A 4315-nucleotide genomic window follows, 5' to 3' on the forward strand; every position below is an offset into this window, starting at 1 on the left:
TCCGATCTGCGCCAGGCGCCGTCAGGGCTCACCGGCGCGCCACAGGCGGGAAACGACGCCGGATGGGGTCAGTCACGGTCCCGGCCCCCGGATCGGCCGCGGCGATCTCGCTCGTCGCGGCGGTCGGATCGCGCGGGCTCGTCGGCGTCGTCCTCGAGGCGCTCTTCCCGCGCCCCGGACGCCACGCCGGCGGGACCGATTCGCCAGCTCACGACGGCGACCACCAGGAGCACCAGCAGCAGGGCGGCGGCCACCGAGCCCCGGCGGGACCGCCCAAGAAGATCCGACGCGGGCGCCCGTCGTTGAGGAGTCAGATCGATGGACCTCAGCAGGCACGACAGGCGTGCCTCGCCCGACCTTGAGGGCATTCCGTTCATGTCGCTCATGTCACCCACCTCCTTCAAGATCGAACTCGGGTACTCCAAGGCGAGTTCCAACGCTGCGGTCCCTCACTCCACGGTTCGGCTTGTTCGCACGACATCCCCGCGCCGAGCGCCGCCTCGAAGCCCATTCGGGTTCGGACCGAAACAACTCGGACAGTCGGCACTGTCCATCTTCACGCCGCTTTGAAGCCGTCTGCTGAACCCATAAAGGCTCGACGCGGCGGAGAAGCCAAAGGTTCCCCGCCGCGTCGTCAACCCGGACGCCGCCGCCCCGTGCGACGACAGTCCGGCAGCAGGGGATTACTGCGGCCGAATCGCCTTCACTTCGCCCGCGCTGCCTGTAACGACCAGATCAAACTCGACCCGGTCGCCGACCTTCGCCTGGTCAATCAGGGCGGGTGACGCCGCGAAGCCCATGGTCATCGCGGGCCATTCCAGACTGGCGATCGGCTCGTGCTCGATCGTGATCTTGCCGCCCTCCGCGTCGATGGCCGAAATCACCCCGCGCGCGGTCGCGGACTCCTCTCCGGCCGCCGACGACATGGCGTCCATCTCCGCCGGCGCCGCGGGGGCAACGGCGGAACCGGTGGCGGCTGGGGTTTCCGTCTCCGTCGCCGGCTGCTGACTGCAGGCCGCCAGGGCAATGACCGCCCCGGCTGACAGGCTCAGGCCGAGGGCGAGCCTGGCCGACTTCACGAACAGGTTTTTCATAGGGTAGCTCCTTGGGTGGGGGTTTGGGTGGGACGTGATTTCCGGCGTCTCAGGAGGAGATAGCCGGCTGGGATGACGAGCATCGACAGGAGGGGCGCGGTGATCATGCCGCCAATGACTGGCGCCGCGATCCGGGTCATGATCTCCGACCCCGCGCCGTGGCCGATCAGGATCGGGAACAGACCGCCCAAGATCACGGCGACCGTCATCGCCTTGGGCCGGACCCGCAGAAGGGCGCCCTCGCGAACGGCCTCCTCGACCTGCTCCCGGTCGGGATCAGGTCCTCGATCCTTCAGCGCATGTTTGAGATAGATCAGCATCACGACGCCGAACTCCGCCGACAGGCCAGCGAGGGCGATGAAGCCAACCCCGGTCGCGACCGACTGATCGAAGCCCATCAGATAGAGCAACCAGAAGCCGCCGGTCAGGGCGAATGGCAGGGTGCCCATGATGAGGAGGGCTTCGTCGAAGCGCCCGAAGGTCAGATAGAGCAGGATGAAGATGATCACGAGCGTGGCCGGAACCACGATCTTCAGCCGCTCGGCCGCCCGTTCGAGATATTCGAACTGGCCCGAGTAGGCGATGCTGACGCCCGGCGCGAGTTCCACCTCGCTGGCGACGGCCTGACGCAGATCGGCGACGACGGACGCCAGATCGCGGCCGCGCACGTCGACATAGACCCAGGTGGTTAGTCTGCCGTTCTCGGATTTCAGCATCGGAGGGCCGTCCGCGATCTGGATATCGGCGACCGTGCCCAGGGTGATCTGCTGACCCGACGGCGTCAGAACCGGCAGGGCGCGCAGTTGCTCCAGGCTGTCGCGCAGTTCTCTGGGATAGCGGACGCTGATCGGATAGCGGGCGAGCCCCTCCACCGTCTGACCGATCGTCTCCCCGCCCACAGCCCCCGAGACGATCGACTGGATATCGGCGATGTTCAGGCCGTAGCGGCCCGCCGCCTCTCGGTCGATGTCGATGTCGACATAGCGCCCGCCGGTCAGGCGTTCGGCCAGGGCCGAGGTCACGCCCGGCACGGTCCTGGCGACATCGGCCACCTGGGCCGCGATACGGTCCATCGCGGCCAGGTCAGCGCCGGAGACCTTGACGCCGACGGGGCTCTTGATGCCCGTCGCCAGCATGTCGATGCGATTGCGGATGGGAGGCACCCAGACGTTGGACAATCCGGGAACCTGAACCGCGCGATCAAGCTCCTCGACCAGTTTCTCCGGGGTCATGCCGGGCCGCCATTCATCGCGAGGCTTGAACTGGATGGTGGTCTCGAACATCTCAAGCGGAGCCGGGTCCGTGGCCGTCTCCGCCCGGCCCGCCTTGCCGAATACGGTCGCCACTTCGGGCACGGTTCGGATCATCCTGTCGGTCTGCTGCAGCAGTTCCGCGGCCTTGGCCGGGGACAGGCCCGGCAGGGCCGAGGGCATATAAAGCAGGTCGCCCTCGTCCATCGCCGGCATGAATTCGCCGCCGAGCTGGCTAAGGGGCCAGGCCGTGGTGGCGAATACCAGCAAGGCGGCCACCAAGGTCTTCCTGGGATGCCGTAGCACCCAGTCCAGCGGCCCCCTATAGATGTGGGTCAGCCAGCGGTTGATCGGATTGCTCTGTTCGGCCGGGATTCTTCCCCGGATCAGATAGCCCATCAGAACCGGCACGAGCGTGATCGACAGGATCGCCGCGGCCGCCATCGCATAGCTCTTGGTGAAGGCCAGCGGCGCGAACAGCCGGCCCTCCTGGGCCTGCAGGCTGAACACTGGAATGAACGAGAGGGTGATGATCAACAGGCTGAGGAACAGCGCGGGTCCGACTTCCACGGCCGCCTCGGTGATGACCTTCCACCGGTCCTCGCCGACGAGCTTGTGGTCCGGGTGGTCGTGTTCCCATCGCTCGATATGCTTGTGGGCGTTCTCGATCATGACCACCGCCGCATCGACCATGGCCCCGATGGCGATGGCGATGCCGCCCAGCGACATGATGTTGGCGTTCACGCCCTGAAGATTCATGATCAGGAAGGCCGCCAGCACGCCCAGCGGCAGGGTCAGGATGGCGACCAGCGCCGACCGGGCGTGCCAGAGGAACAGGCCGCAGACGAGGGCGACGACAATGAACTCCTCGATCAGCTTGCCGCTCAGATTGTCGATCGCCCGGTCGATGAGCAGCGACCGATCGTAGGTCGTCACCACCTCTACGCCCGGCGGCAATCCGGCCTTGAGTATCTGGAGTTTTTCAGCGACCGCCGCGATCGTCGCGCGGGCGTTTGCACCGGACCGCAGGATGACGACGCCGCCGGCGACCTCGCCTTCGCCGTTCAGCTCCGCTATGCCGCGCCGCATCTCCGGGCCGATCTGGATGGTCGCGACGTCTCCGAGGCTGATCGGAACCCCTCCAGCCCCCGTGCGAAGCGGCACGGCCCGGAAGTCGTCGAGCTCGGTCAGATAGCCGTTGGCGCGCACCATGTATTCGGCCTCGGCGAGCTGGAGCACCGAGCCGCCCGTCTCGCCGTTGGCGCGCTGGAGCGCTTCCACCACCGCCTGATGGGTGATGCCGTATGACGCGAGCCTGACGGGGTCGAGCACGACCTGGTATTGCCGCACCATGCCGCCCAGGCTGGCGACCTCGGCGACCCCCCGCACGGTTTTCAGCTCGTACCGGAGGAACCAATCCTGCAGGCTTCGCAACTGCGCCAGGTCGGTGCGGCCAGTGCGGTCCACCAGGGCGTATTCATAGACCCAGCCCACGCTGGTGGCGTCCGGACCCAGCGCAGGTTGGGCGGTCGCGGGAAGCCGCGCCTGGACTTGGCTAAGGTATTCCAAGACCCGCGAGCGCGCCCAGTAGAGGTCCGTTCCATCCTCGAACAGCACATAGACGAAGCTGTCGCCGAAGAAGGAATAACCCCGAACCGTTCGCGCGCCGGGCACCGACAGCATGGTGGTCGCCAGAGGATAGGTGACCTGGTTCTCGACGATCTGGGGGGCCTGCCCTGGATAGCTGGTGCGGATGATGACCTGCACGTCCGACAGGTCCGGCAGGGCGTCGACCGGCGTGGTGCGAACAGCGAAGAGGCCGGCGGCGAGCAGGGCGAGGGCGGCCACAAGGATGAGGAAGCGTCCCTTGACCGAGGCGCGTATGATCGCGGCGATCATCGCCCAGACCTCCCGCGCTGAGCGGGCGCGGCCATGGATTCGCCCGTTTGGGCGGCGGCGCCAGGCCGGCCG

General features: G+C 67.1%; 3 protein-coding genes. All 3 read right to left on the reverse strand.

What is annotated here, in order from left to right; translation table 11 throughout:
• Positions 1-68: 68 nt before the first annotated feature.
• Complete coding sequence (locus tag B3T77_RS01085) at positions 69-386, reverse strand: hypothetical protein (protein WP_135194148.1); 318 nt, start codon at positions 384-386, stop codon at positions 69-71.
• A gap of 297 nt (positions 387-683) precedes the next feature.
• Positions 684-1094, reverse strand: a complete 411-nt coding sequence (locus tag B3T77_RS01090) for a copper-binding protein (protein WP_035307582.1) — start codon at positions 1092-1094, stop codon at positions 684-686.
• Positions 1091-4243, reverse strand: a complete 3153-nt coding sequence (locus tag B3T77_RS01095) for an efflux RND transporter permease subunit (RefSeq protein WP_105625180.1) — start codon at positions 4241-4243, stop codon at positions 1091-1093. Before B3T77_RS01095 ends, B3T77_RS01090 begins: the two co-directional genes overlap by 4 nt.
• Between the last annotated feature and the right edge of the window lie 72 nt (positions 4244-4315).

It is taken from the genome of Brevundimonas sp. UBA7838 (assembly GCF_002500885.1).
In the GTDB taxonomy this organism is placed as follows: domain Bacteria; phylum Pseudomonadota; class Alphaproteobacteria; order Caulobacterales; family Caulobacteraceae; genus Brevundimonas; species Brevundimonas vesicularis_C.